The 19,672-nt window shown below is 41.5% G+C and carries 21 protein-coding genes and 1 tRNA gene; 8 read left to right on the top strand and 14 right to left on the bottom strand.

The window, feature by feature from the left end; genetic code table 11:
• Positions 1–100: 100 nt before the first annotated feature.
• Complete coding sequence (locus BM090_RS08640; RefSeq protein WP_091510920.1) at positions 101–826, top strand: hypothetical protein; 726 nt, start codon at positions 101–103, stop codon at positions 824–826.
• A 79-nt stretch (positions 827–905) separates the two neighbouring features.
• Here BM090_RS08640 and BM090_RS08635 read toward each other — a convergent pair whose 3' ends face one another.
• The 10 genes from BM090_RS08635 to BM090_RS08595 form a co-directional block, all read right to left on the bottom strand.
• On the bottom strand, positions 906–2,078 hold the full coding sequence (locus tag BM090_RS08635; RefSeq protein ID WP_091510917.1) for a TlpA disulfide reductase family protein: 1,173 nt from the start codon (positions 2,076–2,078) through the stop codon (positions 906–908).
• Between the two features lie 29 nt (positions 2,079–2,107).
• Entirely contained in the window at positions 2,108–3,049 is a 942-nt protein-coding gene (locus tag BM090_RS08630) for an MlaD family protein (protein WP_091510914.1), read from the bottom strand.
• Positions 3,050–3,191: 142 nt separating this feature from the next.
• Positions 3,192–4,151: an L-threonylcarbamoyladenylate synthase gene (locus BM090_RS08625; RefSeq protein WP_091510912.1), complete on the bottom strand. Its 960-nt coding sequence runs from the start codon at positions 4,149–4,151 to the stop codon at positions 3,192–3,194.
• Between the two features lie 96 nt (positions 4,152–4,247).
• Positions 4,248–4,320, bottom strand: a tRNA-Gln gene (locus tag BM090_RS08620).
• A gap of 171 nt (positions 4,321–4,491) precedes the next feature.
• The gene (locus BM090_RS08615; protein ID WP_245756704.1) at positions 4,492–5,619 is read right to left on the bottom strand and encodes an exo-beta-N-acetylmuramidase NamZ family protein; all 1,128 of its coding nucleotides are present in this window, start codon (positions 5,617–5,619) and stop codon (positions 4,492–4,494) included.
• Between the two features lie 79 nt (positions 5,620–5,698).
• Complete coding sequence (locus tag BM090_RS18910) at positions 5,699–5,944, bottom strand: WG repeat-containing protein (protein WP_394333474.1); 246 nt, start codon at positions 5,942–5,944, stop codon at positions 5,699–5,701.
• A 41-nt stretch (positions 5,945–5,985) separates the two neighbouring features.
• The gene (locus BM090_RS08605) at positions 5,986–6,474 is read right to left on the bottom strand and encodes a hypothetical protein (protein WP_221405363.1); all 489 of its coding nucleotides are present in this window, start codon (positions 6,472–6,474) and stop codon (positions 5,986–5,988) included.
• On the bottom strand, positions 6,452–6,643 hold the full coding sequence (locus tag BM090_RS18665; protein WP_221405362.1) for a DnaJ domain-containing protein: 192 nt from the start codon (positions 6,641–6,643) through the stop codon (positions 6,452–6,454). The genes BM090_RS08605 and BM090_RS18665 overlap by 23 nt, the downstream gene beginning before the upstream one ends.
• A gap of 237 nt (positions 6,644–6,880) precedes the next feature.
• A complete protein-coding gene (locus tag BM090_RS08600; protein WP_091510903.1) occupies positions 6,881–7,447 on the bottom strand; it encodes a pentapeptide repeat-containing protein in 567 nt (188 codons plus the stop codon).
• Positions 7,448–7,563: 116 nt separating this feature from the next.
• Positions 7,564–9,273 (bottom strand): hydroxysqualene dehydroxylase, encoded by a 1,710-nt coding sequence (locus BM090_RS08595; protein WP_091510900.1) that lies wholly within the window; start codon positions 9,271–9,273, stop codon positions 7,564–7,566.
• Between the two features lie 366 nt (positions 9,274–9,639).
• Here BM090_RS08595 and BM090_RS08585 point away from each other — a divergent pair, with 366 nt between their 5' ends.
• The 7 genes from BM090_RS08585 (at position 9,640) to BM090_RS08555 (ending at position 15,139) form a co-directional block, all read left to right on the top strand.
• Entirely contained in the window at positions 9,640–10,308 is a 669-nt protein-coding gene (locus BM090_RS08585; RefSeq protein WP_143083922.1) for a hypothetical protein, read from the top strand.
• A 135-nt stretch (positions 10,309–10,443) separates the two neighbouring features.
• Positions 10,444–11,550 carry a ligand-binding sensor domain-containing protein gene (locus BM090_RS08580; RefSeq protein ID WP_091510888.1) on the top strand — a complete coding sequence of 369 codons (1,107 nt, stop codon included), beginning with the start codon at positions 10,444–10,446 and terminating at the stop codon, positions 11,548–11,550.
• A 132-nt stretch (positions 11,551–11,682) separates the two neighbouring features.
• Positions 11,683–12,195, top strand: a complete 513-nt coding sequence (locus BM090_RS08575; protein ID WP_091510885.1) for a ClbS/DfsB family four-helix bundle protein — start codon at positions 11,683–11,685, stop codon at positions 12,193–12,195.
• A 246-nt stretch (positions 12,196–12,441) separates the two neighbouring features.
• A complete protein-coding gene (locus tag BM090_RS08570; protein WP_091510882.1) occupies positions 12,442–13,299 on the top strand; it encodes an alpha/beta fold hydrolase in 858 nt (285 codons plus the stop codon).
• Positions 13,300–13,311: 12 nt separating this feature from the next.
• A complete protein-coding gene (locus BM090_RS08565; protein WP_091510880.1) occupies positions 13,312–13,785 on the top strand; it encodes an RNA polymerase sigma factor in 474 nt (157 codons plus the stop codon).
• On the top strand, positions 13,772–14,365 hold the full coding sequence (locus tag BM090_RS08560) for a hypothetical protein (RefSeq protein WP_091510877.1): 594 nt from the start codon (positions 13,772–13,774) through the stop codon (positions 14,363–14,365). The genes BM090_RS08565 and BM090_RS08560 overlap by 14 nt, the downstream gene beginning before the upstream one ends.
• Positions 14,366–14,572: 207 nt before the next feature.
• Positions 14,573–15,139, top strand: coding sequence for a hypothetical protein (locus tag BM090_RS08555; RefSeq protein ID WP_091510873.1), 567 nt, complete (start codon positions 14,573–14,575; stop codon positions 15,137–15,139).
• A 56-nt stretch (positions 15,140–15,195) separates the two neighbouring features.
• Here BM090_RS08555 and hemE read toward each other — a convergent pair whose 3' ends face one another.
• The 4 genes from hemE to BM090_RS08535 form a co-directional block, all read right to left on the bottom strand.
• The gene (hemE, locus tag BM090_RS08550; RefSeq protein WP_091510870.1) at positions 15,196–16,233 is read right to left on the bottom strand and encodes a uroporphyrinogen decarboxylase; all 1,038 of its coding nucleotides are present in this window, start codon (positions 16,231–16,233) and stop codon (positions 15,196–15,198) included.
• Between the two features lie 191 nt (positions 16,234–16,424).
• On the bottom strand, positions 16,425–16,841 hold the full coding sequence (locus BM090_RS08545; RefSeq protein WP_245756703.1) for a hypothetical protein: 417 nt from the start codon (positions 16,839–16,841) through the stop codon (positions 16,425–16,427).
• A 241-nt stretch (positions 16,842–17,082) separates the two neighbouring features.
• On the bottom strand, positions 17,083–18,069 hold the full coding sequence (locus tag BM090_RS08540; RefSeq protein ID WP_091510867.1) for a UDP-glucuronic acid decarboxylase family protein: 987 nt from the start codon (positions 18,067–18,069) through the stop codon (positions 17,083–17,085).
• A 79-nt stretch (positions 18,070–18,148) separates the two neighbouring features.
• Positions 18,149–19,477, bottom strand: a complete 1,329-nt coding sequence (locus tag BM090_RS08535; protein ID WP_091510865.1) for a UDP-glucose dehydrogenase family protein — start codon at positions 19,475–19,477, stop codon at positions 18,149–18,151.
• Between the last annotated feature and the right edge of the window lie 195 nt (positions 19,478–19,672).

Below are 19,672 nucleotides of genomic sequence, written 5' to 3'. Positions count from 1 at the left end.
ATGACAAAAATTATGGGTTGCCTACTGCAAAATGCGTACCTTTGAGCAAGAAACTAAACAAAGAAGCAATATTTTTTCGATATAAAAAACTGTAAAACAAATGATTATGTATTCTTTTTTGAAAAGGGCGTTTTCTCCTAAACTAATCTTGACGAGTTGTTGCGTAATGTGGTCGGCCTTAACCTTTGGTCAAAAAGTAAGCGTTTTGCCTGCCGAAGTTGAAGTAGATGGCCTCAAGCGTAAAGGCTTGGCTACCACCATCGAACTCGAACGTAAAGTAGTGGAAAAGGCTTGGCATAAATACCTAAAAAATGCTGGAAAAGTAGAGTCGTCCAAAGGCAATTACACCGTAAAAGGCGGCAGCATTCCTGCCATCGCGCCAGGTGCTATCAATATTTATTCGCATGTGGACAACGACTCGCACGGTACTACTATTTTTTATGCCATTGATTTAGGGTCGGAACTGGCCTCCATTGGCACGCCAGCATACGAGGCTGCGCAAAAGGCACTACACGAATTTGCCGTACAGCAATACCGCGAAGACCTCAACGAACAAATCAAAGAAGCTGATGAAGTGGTGGACGATGCCGTTCGGACGCATGAGAAAAAAGTAGCACAAGGAGAAAGCCTGCAAAAGCAAATTGAGCGCAATGCCCAAGAAAAAGTAAAACTTCAGAAGGAGTTAGAAGAAAATGCGCTTGATGCCGAGCGTCTCAAAAATAATCTAAAGCAAAACAAAGTTGATCAAGCCACTGCTTTAGAAGAAATTAAACGCGTGCGCCAAGTATCAGAAGCCAAAAAAGCCAAACTTGGTGGTATTCAGTAAGTTGTTACTCAATTTGATACAAAATAAAAACGCCAATACTCATGATAAGTATTGGCGTTTTTTGTTAGGGTTCTATTTTTTATTGAGCTAAAAGCGAAGCTACTTTTTCTTCTAACTCTTTGCCTCTTAAGCCTCTGGCTACAATTTTTCCGTTTTTGTCCAGCAGCATCGTATTTGGTATTTCGTTGATTTGGTACAAACGAGCCGCCGAACTTTGCCAACCTTTTAGGTCTGAAACCTGCGGCCACAAAAGCCCGTCTTTTTCGATAGCACCCAACCATTTGTCTTTCTTTTCGTCGAGCGAAACGCCCAAAATCTCAAAGCCTTTGCCGTGTAATTTTTTGTACATGGCCACCACATTCGGATTTTCGGCGCGACAAGGACCACACCACGAAGCCCAAAAATCCACCAGAACCACTTGGCCACGCAAAGACGAAAGTTTAATGTTTTTGCCTTTTGGGTTCGGTAGTTCAAAATCAGGAGCTTCTTTTCCTGCCGCAAATTGTGCATTGCTGGCTTCTTGTTCTGCTTTTTGTGCTTTCAGACCATTTATATTTGCTATAAATTCTTGTGTATATTTAGAATTTGGTTTACCTGTCTGAAAACGTTGCGCTACAGAATCTAAATACTCAAAATCGTCATTAAACGAAAGGAAGTTTGTAGCATACAAGGCCACTAAAGAGGTATTTAATGAATCTACAATATGTTTAATATATCTTTTATTGGCTTGTTGTTGCCCATTATAAACCGCAGTCAGGCTATCGACCGTCGTTTGTTTATTGGCTCGAGCCGCTTCTGCATATAGTTCTTGCAAATGCTTCATATTGGCACTCATATTTTGCTTAAAATTTTGCAAACGCGCCAGCATTTCGGTTTGAGGCGAGCCGCTTACCTGATACGGTGATTCTCCCACCGTTCCGTCTGCTGTAATTTTCACCTTTTCATTTGAACCCAACACCATAAAGATATTTTGCTGGTTATAAATATTAAGCAAATAATACTTGTCTTCGTTGGTTTTTCCTTTCAAATGAAATTCGCCTTTCTCGTCAGTTTGGGCACTATCAATCGTCAGCAAAGTGCCTTGACCAACTTCCTGAAGTTTGATATACTGGCCTTTTTGGGGCATTTTAATCGTTCCGTCGATGCTGAAATTGTCTGAAGCGTCTGCCGTTTTTTCGTCGGTTTTAGAGCCGCAACTTGCACCAAAAATGAGTGCGCCAACGCAAGCCGTTGAAATTATTTTTTTGAACATAATAAAAATGTAGTTGGTTGAAAATGAGGTTATTTCTCTACAGTAACTTTGGTTTTCTTACCAAAAATAGAGAAATGCACGTAGCGTTTCGGATTGGCTTTAATGTCAATGAAAAGCTTGTCCAAATCCGCCGATGTGTTTTTGAGATTGTTGTACAACGAGTCGTTTACAGCCAATTTACCCAACGAACCTTTGCCGCTTTTGATGCCGCCCAACAAACCATTGAGGTTTTCGATAGACTTGTTCGCACTGGCCACCGTTTTGCCCAACTCCATCGCGTTAAGCGTGTCGCCGAAACGGTTCATTTTGGTAATGAGCGTATTAACTTCTTTTTGGGTCGTGATCAAAGCCGCCGAAATACGATTTACGTTTTGCATTGTGCCTTTGAAACTGCCACGATTGTCGTCCATAATGCCGCGTACGGATTTGGAAGTAGCCTCAAAATCCGCCAACGTAGCATTTACTTGCTGTGTCGTTTTGGTAAGGCCTTTCATTACAACGGTGAGTTGTGCGGCGGTGGAGTCAAGTTGGTCCAGCACAGGCAACGCGCGGGCTTTCAGCGACTCGGTGATACTTTCCGAGTTGCCCGAAATGAGCGTATCTTCGTCGGCGATGGCTTTTTTCCCTTTTCCTATTTTCAATTCAATCAGTTTGCCGCCAAGCAAATCGCCGTCGGCCAAAATTGCCACCGAAGAATCGGTCAAAGGAATATTTTTATCAATAACCAAACTCACGCAAAGCAAGTCTGTGCGATTAGGAACAAGCATAATTTTTTCCACGCGCCCCACCGAAAAGCCATTGACCATCACGGGATTAGAAACCGTCAGGCCTTCCACGTTGTCGTAAATGGCAAAATAACGGTTGGTGGAAGACATAAAATCTGTGCCTTTAAGGAAATCAACGCCGAAATACAGCACCGTACCAGACACAACGGACAAGAGTCCCACTTTAAATTCTTTAGAAAAATTCACTTCTGAAGGTGTTTAAGTAAGCAATGCCATGATTTACAAGGCATTATCAAAAGTGCAAAGCCTTGTATTTCTGATTAAAAGATTTTTAGTAAAATACAAAAAACGCACAAAGGTAACTAAAAACACTAAATGTCCAACGCGATTATGGGCGAGCGGCAGCACGCCGCAAACGGTCGTTTACAGCGCGGCCAAGTCCCTGTTCGGGCAACAATTCAGCCACAATAATTTCGGCATCTGAGCCGTCCAACTCGCGCATGGCTGCGAACAGATGTTGCGCGGCTTGCGTCGTGTCTGCCGCAGGCGAAAGAATGCGTTTGCGCGAAACGTCTATTTCGGCGTAATCGTCCGAGAACGACAACACGCCGCATTTTTTATTTTTATGCAAAGCCAACAGCTCTGCGATATTGCCCAACAAAAACGGTTTACGCGGGGCGTAATGGCTCTGCAACATACCGGGCGCATCAGGTTTGGACGACGAATGTGGCATAATGCGCACGTTGCCGACCTCCTGACTGATGGCTTCCACGCTAATGCCGCCCAATCTGTACACCACTACTTCGCCATTATCAAAACCAATAATCGTGGATTCGACACCCACGCGACACGCGCCACCGTCCAGAATGTACGGGATTTTATCGCCTAATTGGGCGTTTACGTGCGCGGCAGTCGTGGGACTGATGTAGCCAAACGGGTTGGCACTGGGTGCTGCCAACGGGAAATCTAAGGCTTCTAACAATGCTTTCGCGGCTGGGTGGTCAGGAATGCGCACGGCCACGCGGTCAGAACCCGACGTTACAAGCTCAGGAATGTTATTTTTTTTGGGTAAAAGAAACGTAAGCGCACCGGGCCAAAACACGCGCATCAGGTGCGCTGCCACTGGCGGAATTTCGGTTACAAAATCGGCTACGCGGTCGGGGGAACTCGTATGTACGATGAGCGGGTCGAAAGTCGGGCGATTTTTGACCGTAAAAATTTTGGTAATAGCCTCCACGTCGAAGGCGTTGCCAGCCAAACCATAAACCGTTTCCGTAGGCATGGCCACCAAGTCGGAGGCTTGCAGGAAACGCACGGCTTGCGCTATGTCTGTACCGATAATTGCCATTTGAGTTGCCAAACTACGTTTGGACTTTAAGATTGAAAATACAATAGCTTAAAACAAAAAAACCTTAACAATCTTGCGGATTATTAAGGCTTCTCGTTGTCCGACCAGGTTTCGAACCTGGACTCTTCTGAACCAAAATCAGACGTGTTGCCAGTTACACCATCGGACAATTTTGGTTTTGTGTCTGCTGTCATTCGCTGAACACGGTGCAAAAGTAGGCAAGTTTTTTTAAAGCGCAATACCCAGCCCAAATATTTTTTTAAAAATTTTGGACAAAAAATATTAATACGCTGCAAATGAAGGCTTTTTGTTTTAAAAAAAATATGAAAAATTTTTCGGATTAGTCTTCGTAAAGCAAATATTGCTGGCGCATGGCCTTGTATTGTTCCAAATCTTTTTGCCATGTTTCGCGGATTTTTTCTTCACTCATGCCCGAAACGATTTGTTCGCGAAGGCTGCTATTGCCTGCCAGTTTATTGAAAAAGTTGTTGAAGAATTTTTCTTTGTTGGTGCATTTCTGGTAAAAACTAATCAGGTATTTGAGTGTAAACTTGTGGTGCGAAGCGCGGCGACGCAAATCCACACCGTTACAAACTTGCTTGTCGAATGGCGGATTTTTGGCTTCGGGGCGCGAAGTTGGCGTAAAATGAAAGCGTCCGAACGGCTGCCCAGCCGCGCCAATGGCCTGAAACGGGAAATCCGTGCCGCGTGCCACACTTACCATCGTCCCTTCGAACAGGCACAAAGACGGGTACAAATAAATGGCCGCATCGTTGGGCAAGTTGGGCGAAGGGCGCACAGGCAAACTGTATTTGTCGCTGTGCTTGTAGTTTTGGTTTTTGACGATAATCAACGGACAAACGGCCGAGTCGGGCAACCAATGTTGGCCGTTTATCATCTGCGCAAGTTCGGCCAACGTAAGCCCATGCACAATCGGAATGGGGTGCATTCCGACAAAAGATTTAAACGCGGGATCAAGCACAGGGCCATCTATGTAGTGGCCGTTGGGGTTGGGGCGGTCGAGCACCAGAAGCGGTACATTATGTTTGGCGCAGGCCTGCATGACGTAGTGCAACGTGCTGATATAGGTGTAAAATCTTGCGCCAACGTCCTGAATATCAAAGACAATAATATCCAAATCTTTCATTTGTTCGGGCGTAGGCATTTTGTTATCGCCGTAGAGCGAAACGATAGGCAAACCCGTTTTTTCGTCGGTGGCATCTTTGATTTTTTCGCCTGCGCTGGCTTGGCCTCTAAAGCCGTGTTCGGGTGCAAATATTTTTACAATATTGATTTTTTGGCTTAAAAGCGTGTCTATCAAATGTTTATTGGCAACCAAAGATGAATGATTGACCACACAACCTACGCGTTTGCCAGCCAACACGGGCAAATAAGTTTCCGTTTGGCTTGCGCCTACTACGACAGGTTTACGCGCCACCGCCACCAACGACACAGCACAAAACCACATTAAAAAAATAAAACGTTTTAACATTAATGAAATTTATAATAAAAAGAAAATCAATTAGTTGTAAAAAAGTAGTCTGTTTTCATTGATAATTTTTTACAAAATTGCCTTGTTTGTTGATGTAAAACCATTTTCCATTTTGTTTAACTTTAACTAAACCACCATTAAAACCAGACTCATAATCATCATATACAAAAGGAATAACCTCTTTTCCTTCTGTGTTAATAAAACCCACTTTCCCATTTTTATTAACACATGCTAATCCCTCACTAAAATTTTCAGCATAGTCATAAATAAGTGGTATAACTTCTGTACCTTGTTTGTCGATATAACCATATTTTCCTTCGACCGCTATGCGTTCTAATTTATTTATATTCGTATCTTTAAGAATAGGTTGAGTTTCGTTACTTTTGGGAGGAGCAATAATATACCTGCGAGAAATAACACAATTGGTATAACTTTACTCAAATCTGGTGTTTTGGTTTCATAGTTTTGATTAGAGATAGTTTCTTTTTTGTTTAATTCTTTTTTAAACATCGCCTCATGTTCTGTTCGAATCTGTTCCTCTCTATTTAATTCAACCTCTTTATTTTTTAATTCGTGCTCTTTTTTTCGCAATTTTTCTTGTTCTCTCTTAAATATAGCTTCATATTTTGTTTGTTTTTGTTTCTCTTTATTTAACTCTATCTCTTTATCTTTTAGTTCTTGTTCCTTTCTATAACATTTTTCTTGCTCTTTTTTGAGCATGGTTTCGTATTCTTTACGGATTTGCTCCTCGTAGCTATCGTATGCGGCGCGGCTATTTTTTTGGCTAAAAAATTGATTAAAAGCACGGTCATACAGCCCTTTGGGTCGCATTAGAAAGAACTTCGTGGGCTTCTTGAATGTCTTTAAAACGCTCTTCAAAAAATTTGTCCCCATTGTTTTTGTCGGGGTGAAATTTGAGTGCCAATTGTTTGTAGGCTTTCTTTATTTCTTCAGGATTTGCATTGTTGGCGATACCCAAAAGGTAATAATAGTTTTTCATGTGTTTTTTTATTAAGAGTGTTACTTTTAAAGCATATTAGCTTTTTCTAAAGTAAAGATGTCACGCCTACGGCGTTTACCTTTGGCAAAATATTATTTCTACAAAGATAACAAGCCAAAAGGCTTTGGTTTTACTTTTTTATAAATCCGTTAGGATTGAAATATTGGTAGTCAAATGCCACGTTTCCATACCTAACGCCGTAGGCGTGGTATCTTTAACGAATCAACGAACTAAAAATCAATCAATTACGATATTGTATTTGGTGAGCAAACCCGCCACATCGGCTAACGAAAAACGTGCTTTTTTCAAGCGATTGGCTTCGGGGTCTATGGTGTATTGGCGGGCAGTGCGTAGGTCGGCTTTTTCCAAAATGGTACGTTCGAACTTCGCGCCGCTCAAATCGCAATCCGCGAAAACGGCTTCGGTCAGGTCGGTCGCCGAAAAATCGACTTGCTTCAGCGAACAGCCTTTAAAACGTGTTTTTTTCATTTTCAGGCGGTCGAAGGCCGAAAAATCCAGTACACAATTCTCAAAATTAACCTCAAACAAAAATTCATTGCAACCGCTAAAAAGCAAACCTAACACCTTGCAATTTTGGAAACGCACATTTTTTAAAGAGGTGGATTTGTTGACGCGGACATTACTCAAATTGCTGTCTTTCAGTATGCAATCCGTCAGGACGATGCCCGACAAGTCGGCTTGCTCCAAGTCGCAGGCCACAAAAGTACAGTTTTCGTATTCGCCTTTGGGCAACGGATTTTGTTTGAAATTGATTTTCTCAAAAACTTGGTCTTCGGTAAGCATGGTTGGGAAAATGAAGGAATGAACAAATCTGTAGGATGCGGCAAAGATAACAGACCCTTCATAAAAATGTAAGGAGGTACTTTGTTTCTCACAAAATACCTCCTTACGGCATAATATTATTTGCGTTTTTTTCTGAAAAGTTTCAAAATAAATTTCATGATTTTAATCAAAATTTTGATGAACCAAGGAATATTTACGTTCCACGGCAAACCCTGATTAAAACGGCGTTGGTCTTTCCAACGATACAGCGACAGGATAAAAGGCTCATGCAATTTCCAGATTTTGCACAAACGGCCACTGTATCCGTCGCGGTCAAGAATGGCATTGACGGCGCGGCGTGCTGCTTCGTTTGCGCCTTCCATCGTGGCCAAATCCGTGTACGTGCGCACGTAATCCGATGCCAAATACAAGTTCGGAATGCGCGTGTAGGCCTCAGGGCGCAGCGTCCAAGTATTTACTTTATTGATCAGTAGCGGCTCTTCGTTGGTGGCTGGCTCAAAAGGCTTAAAGCCAATATCGCTGTCCAGATACCAATCTACGAGCATATCATCCGAAAGTATGGTTTTTCCGTCCACGTTCAGACTCTTTTTGAGCTGTGCCCATACTTCGGCTTTTACTTCTTCTTTGGTGCAATCCGCTGCTTTTTTGCCGTTCAGGCCTGCTGTAAACCAGTCGGAAACGTCCACCGAAAGTACATCTTTTACTTTGCCGTTGCCGTATTTGCTCAAGTCCACATTTTTCCAAAATTGCTTTTGGGAAATAGACGTAAGTGCCCAAGGCGTATCGCTATAAATAACGTGCCCTTCGTTAATTGGCTTATATTCAGATAAATAAAACTGTATGCCGTTCATCCAGCCCACATCATTGGCCAGAATCGGAACGGTATAAAGCGACTGGTCGAGCAACAAGATATCGGGGTGCATGAGTGGCGCGAGGCGTTCGATGGGCATGGCGCAGATATAATGAGCATCTTCGCGTATTTCTATAATATTGCCGTCCTTGTCTTTGATGTTTGTACCCGTAATTTTCACGCCATCCGTAAAAAGCTCCAGCGTGTCGCAACCGAAATTGTATTTTACGCCTTTGCTACGCAAAAACTCCAACCAAGGATTTATCCAAACTTCGTTGGTGGGGCCATTGAGTACGCGGTCGGTTTCGATAGACGGGTCTAACATATTGAAAATCAGTTGTAAGAAAATGTCTCCAACCGTGCGCGTACTGGCTTCTTCGGCTTTGGCGGCCACCAATGAACGCGTAAGTCCGAGCACCAACAAGCTGCGATACGCCTCCGAATGTAGGCTGGCTTCCAGATATTCCCACCAGCCAAGCCCTTCGTATTCGGCTAAGCGGCGGTCGTGGCAACTGGTCATCAATTGCCAAATGCGCGTGGCGAAAAAAGTAATGTCTTCTTCGGTCAGGCCTGTGTCGGCGTTGATAAGGTTTTTAAATTCTGTGATTAATTCTTCTAAGCTCGAAGGGAAATCGTCGAGCATTACGATAGGTTTTTTGTCGAAGCGGGCAATCATGACCGTATGCGTACCGACCAGATTGTCAGATACTTTGTGGCCAGCATTGCCGACAGGAATACGCTCCATCGTGTCGATAATGTGTTTGTAAAAACCAGGGAAAAAGCGAAATCCGTGTTCGCCTGGCAAATCTTTGTTCCCGTCTTTGCCCGTGTCGGGTACAGGAACGCTGCGGGCTTTACCGCCAGGTATTTCGGGTTGTTTTTCATAGACTTCAACCGAATAACCTCTTTCTACTAACTCTTGCGCTGCACTAAGGCCAGCAACGCCGCCGCCCAGAATGATTACTTTTTTAGACATGGTTTAAATTTATTGTATTGTAAAAAATAAGTGGAGCTTCAATATGTACTTTTTTTATTAACAATACAATACCATATCAATAAAGTTAAAATAGGTAGCGAAAATTCTATCTGAAAACAGGCTGTTTGGGTTTGGTCAATTGTATGTTGCTATCCGCACCGAAAATTTTGGGTAGAAGTATTTTTGTATTTTTATGTGATATTTTGAATGTGAAACATAAAAATATTTGTAAGTATGCCATCTTTTTAGGATCATTGTAGCAATACTGTATAAGCGATGGCGGTTTACGCGATAGTTTGTTTATATGGGTGTTTTGCGATATACCAAACAAACGCGCTGAAAATAAATTGAAATAACATAAATAAAATGAAAGAAAATCTTAAATACATAGTAAAGTTGTCATCTGTTGCGCTATTCAGCTTTCTGAAAATAAACATCTTAGCTACATTTTCAACAGTTGTAGTTGCCATAATGGGCTTTATTCTTCTCACAAAAAATATTGATGCGGGGCATTCTGCACACACAAGTGCCATTCCTTTTTTAATACTGACTTTCTTTGCTAGACCCGTTGGTTCTATTTTATGGTATTTAGTCTGTATCGGAAGTCCATTTCTTTTTTTTGCACTCGGGAATAAATATATTTTACAAAAATTATCTCACAAAATTATTACTGAGAAATCAGAAAATTTAATCAACCCTTTATTAGACAGGATTTTGGAAAAATTTAAAGCAAAACAACCCAACGTATTGAGAACTGCTGGGGATTTTTCCTTGGAAAAACTGAAACTAATTCAAGACATAAAAACTGACAAAGCGGAAAATAAATGGTTAAGAAAAATCATTGTTTTTGGTTTGCAAAAAGTACAATTAGATGACGTAGATTTTAACCAAGAAAATCAAAGTTTCACTAATATTATAAAGGTAAAAACAATTCAAAGTTTAGAAAATATCTCACAACCAAGCCGAAAATTGATTTGGATGCTAATTGCAATACAGTGGATTATTTTGGTTTTTATTTGGCTGACTAAATATTAATAATAAAAACATATCCTTAGCCCCAAAACGTGTGTAGCCGCACAAAAAAGTATTGCTAAAAGTTGGGTTTATTGTTTCAAATATATCCCTTCGACAATGTTTTTCCATTGTGAACCATATTTATAAAATCCAGAAATGAACAAGAGAATAAAATTGGTTTCCTTAGTACTTCTATTGACGCTGAACTGTTCTTGTGTTGAGAAGAAATCAACCGAAAAGGAAGTGAAGAACGCGGAATTGGTAGCCACTTCAAAAGCCGATACCTTGAAATTTACTTCTGGAATACGTGCCATTTTTCAGGACAGCAAAGGCAATTATTGGTTTGGAAGTCTTCAAGAGGGCGTTGCGGTTTATAATGGCCAATCATTTACTTATATTACTGTTAATGAGGGGATAACAGATAACCAAATCCATTCCATTCAGGAAGATAAAGAAGGTGTTATTTGGTTTAACACACAAACTGGCGTGAGCAGTTACGACGGTACAATCATTACAAACCACACAAAATCAAGCAAACAAAATTCTCGAAATGTTTTCCAGATTCAAACCGATGACGCTAAGAAAAGCCAATGGTTGAAAGCCGACAGAGACTTATGGTTTGAGGCTGGCAATAAATCAGGCGTTTATAGATACGACGGACAACAATTACATTATTTAGATTTTCCGCCGCAAAAAGTCCTTAATCCAAATGATAATTTATTTGCCGTAACGGATATTGCCGTAGGCAAAAATAATATGATATGGTTTGCCACGTATGCGGGTGTTTTCGGGTATAATGGGCGTGATTTTACCATCATCAACGACGAAACGCTGGGCTATGATAGAAAAATAGAACCGCTGCACATACGAAGTATTTTTGAAGACTCTAAAGGCAGACTTTGGATTGGAAATAACGGAATCGGCGTATTACTCAAAGAAGGTGATTCAATCATTAATTTTTCAAATAAACACGGCTTGATTCCCGCCAACAGCAAACGAAACGGCGATAAATCGCCTCAAGGCACATTGGAACATGTTTTTGCTATTGCAGAAGATAAAAGTGGAAATATTTGGTTTGGAGACAGAGATACAGGCATTTGGAAATATGATGGTGTAAATATGATTAATTACACAAAGAAAAACGGCCTTAGCAATGAATTTACGCTTGCTATCTTCGAGGATAAAAAAGGTAAATTATGGTTTGGAATGGCCGACGGAAGCCTATATACGTTTAACGGAAAGGCTTTTGATAAGCAATTTTAAAAATGTAAACCTTGTTAATATGGCGGAGCTTGAGTGCTAAATTCAATGGAAGTTTTTTGAAGTCGCCATTTTCGGCCAACCGTTAGTGTTAAGTACAGTGAACACCCTAACAAACAGACAATCTGAATAGAAATGGCAATACCGAAAGATAAAAACGAATTACAAAAAGCAATAGTTGACAACTACCAAAAGTTGAGAACAGAACTTGCCAATATTCCAATTGAACTAACGGAAGAAAACGAACTTGAAGGACATTCAAAAAATACGTTAATGAGTATCAACAATCTCGTGGCTTATCTTGTTGGTTGGGGACAATTGATTTTGAAATGGAATGACAAGAAAAGCAAAGGACTTGAAGTTGACTTTCCAGAAACAGGTTTTAAGTGGAATGAACTAGGGTTGCTTGCACAAAAATTTTATAAAGATTATGAAAATGATGATTTCAAAACGCTTAACAAAAAACTTGAAAAAACGACAAATGAAATTTTGAAATTAATTGAAAGTAAAACGAACGGAGAATTATATGAAATGGCTTGGTACGACAAATGGACGCTGGGGAAAATGATACAACTCAATACTTCTTCACCATTTAAAAACGCAAAAGACAGAATACGAAAATGGAAGAAAATAAAACAACTAAAATAACAATAATTCTTGCCGCTAACAGCAGTTTGTTAAAATGGTGGATTTAGTACTAAATTGAAAGTCTGTGCTCAAAAACGGCTTCGGAAACCCCGAAGCCGTTTTCTTTTCGTGTTTTGGCTGTGGTTCGTGAAAACCAAAATGTAGTTATTTTTCTATCTGAAAACTTTTTTGAAAAAAAATAGAATCGGACTGTAACATTTTGGCGCGGCGTGTCTCTAAACTTCAAAAAACATAAAAATCAATCGTATGAAAACGCTAAGAATCGTAATTGCCGCCATGTTGCTAATGACTTTTGGTCAATCTATTTTTGCTCAAAAAAATACTGTTTCGTATCCATTTCAGGTACAGAAAACGGGCAAAGGAGCGAAAGCCGTTATTTTTATACCGGGGTTTGGTTGTGCTGGCCAAGTGTGGGACGAAACCAAAACGTTATTCGGAAAAGATTACACTTGCTATACGCTCACGATGGCGGGTTTTGCGGGTGCGCCGCCTGCGCCTAACAGCACTTTTGCTGGCTGGGCAACGGCTATTGCAACTTTTATCAAAAACGAAAAAATACAAAAACCTATCATTGTGGGGCACAGCATGGGAGGCGCGTTAGCGATGGCCATTGCTGCCGAAAATCCGCAAATGCCCGAAAAAATTGTCGTGGTAGATGCCTTGCCTTGTTTGGCGGCTTTGATGAATCCTTCGTTCAAAAGTAACCCGAATAATGATTGCACACCTATTGTAAATCAAATGCTTAGTGTTTCGGAGGCGCAATTTGCCCAAATGCAAAAAATATCGGCGGCCAGTCTGGTAAGCGATACGGCCAAACAAAATTTGGTGGTGAACTGGACGCTCAAATCCGACCGCAAGACCTTTGCCGCCATGTACTGCGATTTTTCTAATACCGATTTGCGCGAAAAAATACAATTTGTGCAATGCCCAACGCTTGTTTTGTTGGAAGGAAATTTTCAGCCCATTAAATCGGCCATTGAACAACAATATCAGCACCTCAAAACCGCACAATTGGCCTACGCTGACAAAGGTTTACACTTCATTATGTACGACAATACGGCTTGGTACAACGCCCAACTTACCCAATTTTTGAACTTACGCTAAGCCCCCAAGCTTATGACTTTTGAGCAGATATACGCCCAATATTGGCAAAAAATATTCCGCTTGTGCATGGGTTATGTGAACGACCACGCCCTTGCACAGGACATGACGCAGGAAACGTTTATTGTGGTGTGGCAGCAGTTGCCCAAATTTAGGGGCGAGTCCAGCGTCGGCACATGGATTTACCGCATCGCTACTAACAATTGTTTGCGCCAAATCGAAAAAGGAAACCGCTTCGTAAAGACGGATTTTCCGAGCCATTTACACGAAGAAAACGCCGAAAGTACCGAGCCGCAAATTCAGTTTTTGTACCAGTGTATTTCGGAATTTCCCGAAACCGACCGCCTCATTATTTCGATGGAATTGGAAAACATCAAGCAAGCCGAAATCGCTCAAATCATGGGAATTTCGGAAGCAAACGTAAGAGTGCGGATTCACAGAATGAAAGAAAAACTCACACAAAAATTTAAAGAATATGGAAGGCAATAGCTTTGATTTCAATGAGTTGTGGGCAAAGAAAACCACACAACAACCCGACGTAGAACAAATATTGGGGCAAGTGCGCAAGCTCAAAAACAAACAGTTGCGCAATATCTTATTCATGAATTTGGGGCTGTTGGTTACCAGCCTGTTTATTGTGTGGGTTTGGGTCAAATTCCAGCCCGAAATGCTCAGTACAAAAGTGGGTATAGTGCTGATTATCTTGGCGATGGCTATTTTTATGGTCGCCTCCAACAAAAGTATTTTCTTGTTGAAAAAGATAAGCCAAACGGGCAACAGCCACGAATATTTACAAAAGTTGATAGCTTTCAAAAAGCAACAAAATTTCATGCAAACCACGATGCTCAACGTGTATTTTGTGCTGCTGTCGCTGGGTTTGGGCTTGTATATGTACGAGTACGCTGCGCGTATGACGTGGGTGGGGGCGAGTCTGGCTTATGGCATTACGGCTGCGTGGATTTTGCTCAACTGGTTTTATTTTCGTCCGAAACAGATTCGCCGCCAACAGGCACAAACCAACCAACTCATAGAGCAATTGGAAGGCATTACGGGGCAGTTTGGGGAATAACGGTCGTTTGATAGGCTGTACTAAATATTTAGTGCAGCTTTTTTTTGATAAAATAGGAGGGGAGCTTAAAATTCTGGTTATTAGTAAGGAAAATATTAATAAAAGTAAAAATTAATAATATTTTAATGAAACAATATAAAAAGAATTAGTGTTATAAGAATATTGTCTTTAATTTGCTTCTTTATCAACTTTCAACCAATTATTATTATGAAAAAGGTATTAGTATTTATTCTGCTTCTAAGTCTGGGACTCACAGCCGCACAGGCACAAAAAAAATCAACAAAGAAAAAAAGTACGTCTTCCTCTTCTTCGAGTGGAAATGGCAAGCCTTGGGGCTTGGGCTTGAAGTTTGGTGAGCCATTTGGCCTAACACTAAAACATTATACGGGTGGTAACGCATGGGATCTGACGTTAGGGCGTTCGTTTCGCTCTCGTCGCCATGACGATTATTATTATAGAAGTGGGGGACTTTCTGCCACATTTACTTACCAATGGACGAAGAACGTTTCGGATGTACAGGGTCTAGGTTGGTATTATGGCTTAGGTGCTCAAGTGGCATCACGTAGCTACTACAAGCGTTATAATAACGGTTGGTATTATGATGATTATGAAACGCGCATTGCGCTTGGAGCTGTGGGAGTATTGGGCATGGAATATACATTTGACGAAGTTCCTTTGTCTGTATTTTTAGAAGCAACGCCTTACGTTGAATTAACACCTGCTACCTTATGGATAGACTTAAATGGATCAATTGGTGGTCGTTTCAGATTCTAATATCATTTTAGTTTCATAAAAAATGCGGCACGTTTTCTGAAAACGTGCCGCATTTTTTATTGTTTGGAAGGTTGATATTCTTTTACGGTATCAATAAAGCATTTCACTTTGTCGGGGCTGAGGTCTGGATAAAGACCGTGTCCTAAGTTGGCGATATGTCGCTGGCCTTCAAAGGCTTTCATCATTTGGCGAGTTTGCTCGCGCACTTGGTCAAAAGAGGCGTACAGCACGCAAGGATCAAGGTTGCCTTGTAGTGTTTTGTCTGGGCCAATAATGCGGCGCGACTCGGCTATTTCCATGTTCCAATCAAGGCCAATGGTATTACAAGACAGTTTGGCCATGCCTTCGCGTGCAAAAAATGCACCTTTTGCAAACACCGTCACAGGGACTTCCGTAATCGCATCGCAGATTTGGGCGATATAACGCAAGGCAAAAGTATCGTACACATCAGGGGCAAGCATTCCCGCCCACGAGTCGAAAAGTTGTACCATGTCCGCACCAGCCGCGATTTGGGCTTTCAGATATACGATGGTGCTCTGCGTGATTTTGTCTAGCAGTTTATGCGCCAATTCTGGCTCGGCATAAAGCATTTTTTTTGCTTTAGAAAATGTTTTTGAGCCGCTACCTTCTACCATATACGCAAAAATCGTCCAAGGAGCACCCGCAAAGCCGATAAGCGGCACGCGGTCGTTGAGGTCGCGTTTTACAAGTTTAATAGCGTCCAGCACATAGGCCAAGTCAGCTTCTGGCTCCGCAATACGGATATTGTCGATGTCGGCAGCTGTTTGCACGGTACGCGGAAACAAAGGGCCGCGTTTTTCTTCCATCGTGTAAGGCAAACCCATCGCTTCAGGAATTACGAGAATATCCGAAAAGATAATGGCCGCATCAACTCCGAGAATATCAACGGGTTGAATGGTTACTTCGGCCGCCAATTCGGGGTTGGTTACCATCTCAATGAAACCACCCGTTTTTTCGCGCACGGCACGGTATTCGGGTAACACTCTACCCGCCTGACGCATCAACCACACGGGAGTACGCTCTGTTTTTTCACCGCGAGCCGCTCGCAATATCAAATCATTTTTTAGAGGCATGATATATTTATAAAAAGTAAAAACCTTGTCTTTGTTTGAAAAAATAAGTATAAAATGAAGATAATCAGTATTTTATGCTTGAAAAAGTCTTTTAAAAGCCCCGCAAAGATAAAGTTTTTTCGACACAAAAAAGCCCCATCTTCTGCATTAGAAAATGGAGCTTTGAATATTTTAATCAAATACCTGACTGATTACTTTGTTTCAGCTTGCCAAACAACTTCTTTGCTGATGCCGTTTACGGTAAGCATTACGCGTGTAGGATTGGGAACAAGCACCAAGCGAGAGTCTTTGCCTGGGTATTCGTCCACATCTACTTGTACGCCGTCTTTAAAATCTACCTCATAAACGTTTTTGCCGTTTGCGTCTTTGGTGCGGGTATAGCGTTGCGCCAAATAAGCCGTCGGCAACAATACGTCGTTATCCGAACAAAATTCGTCGTGTACGTCTTGGAGTGCTTCTTCAAGCAAATCTCCAAACTCGTCAATAAAGTCATCTTCCAACTCGTGCAACTCATCTTCTACTTTGTCGTAGTTAGCGTCATTGTATTTCATGGAGTTGAGTTGCATCTTTTTTTCTACCAGTGCCTCAAGCGATTGGTCAAGATTCATATCTGTTCTTACTTGTGTTGTGAGCATAATTGTTAATTTTGAAATTGGTGTATTTGTATTATAATATTTGGTAAAATGCAAATACGGAAATACATTTTTCCGTTATTTGTTATGCAAAAGTGCCAATACAAAATAAAATATCCAAACATCTTCACCGAAAAATATCCACAAACAAAAAACGGGACAAAAGCTTGGCTGCTGTTATCCCGTTTTTGTGCAGAATGTTATTCTAATAAATTCATTAAGCTTTTTGATAAAAATCAAAAGCGCGATGTTCTACATGATTTAGTTCGTCTGCCGAAAGATTTTTGAAATAATCGTAAGTGATTTTCAAACCTTCTGCACGCGAAACTTTTGGCTCCCAACCCAGAATCTCACGCGCCTTCGTAATGTCTGGCTGGCGTTGTTTCGGATCGTCTTTTGGCAATGGTTTGGCCACTAATTTTTGGTTCGTGCCCGTCAGTTTAATGATTTCCTCGCCAAATTCTTTGATCGTGATTTCGTCGGGGTTGCCGATGTTTACAGGCAAATGGTAATCACTCAAAAGCAGGCGGTAAATACCTTCTACCAAATCGTCCACGAAGCAGAAAGAACGCGTTTGCGAACCGTCGCCGAACATGGTAAGGTCTTCGCCTCTCAACGCTTGGCCAATGAATGCAGGCAATACGCGGCCATCATTCAGGCGCATACGTGGGCCATACGTATTGAAAATACGAATGATACGTGTTTCTAGTCCGTGCACATTGTTATAAGCCATCGTCATTGCTTCCATAAAGCGTTTGGCTTCGTCGTAGCAACCGCGCGGCCCTACAGGGTTTACATTTCCCCAATATTCTTCATTTTGTGGGTGTACGGTTGGGTCGCCGTAAACTTCCGAAGTAGAAGCCACCAACACACGCGCTTTTTTTGCACGCGCCAAACCCAATATGTTATGTGTACCCAAAGAACTCACTTTCAATGTCTGAATCGGAATTTTTAAGTAGTCGATGGGGCTGGCTGGCGAAGCAAAATGTAAGATATAATCCACCTGACCTGGTACGTGAATGTACTTCGATACGTCGTGGTGATAAAACTCAAATTGTTCTAATTTGAACAAATGTTCTATGTTTTTGATAGACCCCGTAATGAGGTTATCCATGCCAATTACATAATAACCTTCTTTGATGAAGCGGTCGCAAAGGTGAGAACCCAAAAAGCCAGCCGCTCCCGTAATCAAAATTCTTTTCATAAAGAGGAGAAAAAGTGTTGCTTTGGTTACAAAAATAGGCCGTAATTACTCACGGCCTTATTTTCTTCTGAAAAATATTTTAGGCGTTTTGCGCGGCTACGGTTACGGCAGGGCGGCCAATGCTATGGTAAGTAAAGCCCAACTCTTGCATTTGCTCCAACTCGAACAAGTTACGACCGTCAAAGATAACTTTGTTTTTCAAAATAGTCTCGATACGCTCGAAGTCTGGCGTGCGAAACTCTGGCCATTCAGTTACGATAAGCAACGCGTCTGCACCTTCCAAAGCATCATACAGATCTTTGGCAAAATAAATGCTGTTACCTAATAGTTTACGAACGTTATCCATCGCTTCTGGGTCGTAAGCACGTACTTTTGCACCAGCTTCCGTAAGAGCTTTGATGTTTTCCAAGGCTGGAGCTTCGCGAATATCGTCGGTGTATGGTTTGAAAGCCAAGCCCCAAACGGCTACCGTTTTGCCCGCCAAATTGCCATCAAAATATTGTTTGATGTTTGGCATGAGTTTGGTTTTTTGCAAATAGTTTACTTCCATTACCGATTCCAAAATTTTGAAATCATAATTGAAATCCGCAGACGTTTTGGCCAAAGCCTGTACGTCTTTCGGGAAGCAGCTACCGCCATAACCGATACCCGCAAACAAGAAACGTTTGCCGATACGGCTATCCGAACCGATACCGCGACGCACGTCGTCCACGTTTGCACCTGCCAACTCGCAAAGGTTCGCGATTTCGTTCATAAACGTGATTTTGGTCGCCAAAAACGCGTTAGCAGCATATTTTGTCATTTCTGCCGAACGTTCTTCCATATAAATCATTGGGTTGCCTTGGCGAAGCAATGGCGCGTATAGCTTGTCCATTACTTTTTTGGCTTTGTCGGATTTTGTACCGATTACCACGCGTTCTGGTTTCATAAAATCCTCAACAGCAACGCCTTCGCGCAAAAATTCAGGGTTTGATACTACATCAAAATCCACTGTTGCCGCACGTGCAACGCGTTCACGTACCAACTCAGCAGTACCCACAGGTACAGTGCTTTTATCTACGATTACAGCGTAGTTTTCGAGCAATGGCCCCAAATCTTCTGCTACTTTCAAAATATATTTAAGGTCAGCCGAGCCATCTTCACCAGGAGGTGTTGGCAAAGCCAAGAAAATAACTTGGGCATCTTTGATGCCTTCCGCCAAATTAGTCGTGAATTTAAGACGATTTTGAGCAATGTTATGCTTGAAAATGGCTTCCAAACCTGGCTCATAAATCGTGATTTTGCCGTTTTGAAGGCTTTTTACTTTTTCTGCATCAATATCTACACAAGTAACGGAGTTACCAGTTTCGGCAAAGCAAGTGCCTGTTACAAGACCTACATAGCCAGTACCAACTACTGCGACTTTCATAATGTTATTCGAGTTTGTGTTTTAGTGATTTTAAACTTGATGCACAAAATTAAATACTCCCTGTATTTGCTCCTAATTTTTCATCGAAAATCTTCAAAATATTTTAACATAATAAAACCTGTTTGGCGGAATTTTATTCTGTGTTGTTTTTGATAAATCCGAATTGTAATTTTTATTAAAAAATAATTTTGTTTA

Origin of the sequence: Flexibacter flexilis DSM 6793 (assembly GCF_900112255.1) — a bacterium.
Taxonomy (GTDB): Bacteria; Bacteroidota; Bacteroidia; order Cytophagales; family Flexibacteraceae; genus Flexibacter; species Flexibacter flexilis.
Note: the sequence above shows the minus strand (reverse complement) of the source record. Positions and strands in the feature narration are given on the sequence as shown.